General features: G+C 44.7%; 2 protein-coding genes. Both read left to right on the top strand.

The genetic code is table 11. From position 1 onward, the window contains the following. On the top strand, window positions 1-450 hold a 450-nt coding region (locus A3762_RS16115), incomplete at its 5' end, for an SEC-C metal-binding domain-containing protein (RefSeq protein WP_197469311.1). Window positions 451-467: 17 nt separating this feature from the next. After that, window positions 468-1,348 (top strand): bifunctional glutamate N-acetyltransferase/amino-acid acetyltransferase ArgJ (gene argJ / locus A3762_RS16120; RefSeq protein ID WP_068756616.1); only part of this gene is annotated, 881 nt, incomplete at its 3' end.

Genomic DNA, 1,348 nt, shown 5'->3' on the forward strand with positions numbered 1-1,348 from the left:
TTTGAAAAGCAGGTCTTTTTACATATTCTTGATACTTTATGGAAAGAACATTTGGCGTCAATGGACCACTTACGCCAAGGCATTCATTTACGTAGCTATGCGCAAAAGAATCCTAAGCAAGAGTATAAGCGTGAAGCATTTGAGATGTTCCAAGATATGCTTGGGCGCTTGAAGCATGAGGTTGTAAAGGTAACAAGTCATGTTCGTATTCAGTCCGAAGAAGAGCTTGCTGAGATTGAGCGTCAGCGTCGCGAAGAGCTTGCTCGTCAATTAGGTGCAGCACAAACGCAGCATGATGCTGCTCCTGGTTCGGAAGAGGAATCAAATCAATCTGAAGAGTCTAAGGCTGAGCCTATGACGCGTGATGGTCGTAAAGTTGGTCGTAACGAACCTTGCCCATGTGGTTCAGGTAAAAAATATAAGCAATGCCACGGCCGCATTACGTCTTGAGTTGTTGAGGAAGTGTTATGGCTGTAGGTGCTGATTTTTTTCCTGAAATGCCTCCAATCAAAGGACTAAAGATTGGTGTGGTTGAAGCGGGTGTCAGATACGCAGATCGAAAAGATCTCGTTCTATTTTCTGCTGAAGCGGGTTCTCGTGTTGCAGGTGTGTTCACCAAGAATGCATTTTGTGCAGCGCCGGTTCATATCGCTAAAAAGCACTTATCGATTATTCAGCAGCAAGACCAGCCATTTAGCCTTTTAATCAATACAGGTAACGCGAACGCGGGCACAGGTGAGCAAGGTTTTATTGATGCGCAGGCATGTTGTGAAGCGATTGCCGAACAGTTTTCTTATAGTGCTGAGCAGGTACTGCCATTTTCGACAGGTGTGATTGGTGAAAAGCTTGCTGAAGATCGAATTTGTACCGCTGCGCCATCATTAAAAAACGCTTTGAATGATAAGGCTTGGCATGATGCAGGCCTTGGCATTATGACAACAGATACGCGCCCAAAAGGCGCTTCTGTTCAGCTAGAATATGCTGGCAAAACCGTGACCATTAACGGTATTAGCAAAGGCGCTGGCATGATTAAGCCGAATATGGCGACGATGCTTTGTTTTATCTCGACAGACGCTAAGCTTCCGCAAGATCTCTTAAACGAACTTTCTTCTGAGTTGGCGGATCGGTCTTTCAATCGCATTACTATTGATGGTGATACTTCGACAAATGATGCTTGTATGTTGATTGCGACTGGCCAAGCGATGGATGTTGAAATATCAAAAAACGATGCTGATTACGCATCCTTCAAAACTGCTTTGTCAGATATCTATCTTGAACTTGCTCACGCGATTGTTCGCGATGGCGAAGGTGCTACTAAGTTTGTCACTATTCAGGTTGAGCAGGCGAA

The organism is Oleiphilus sp. HI0125 (assembly GCF_001635355.1).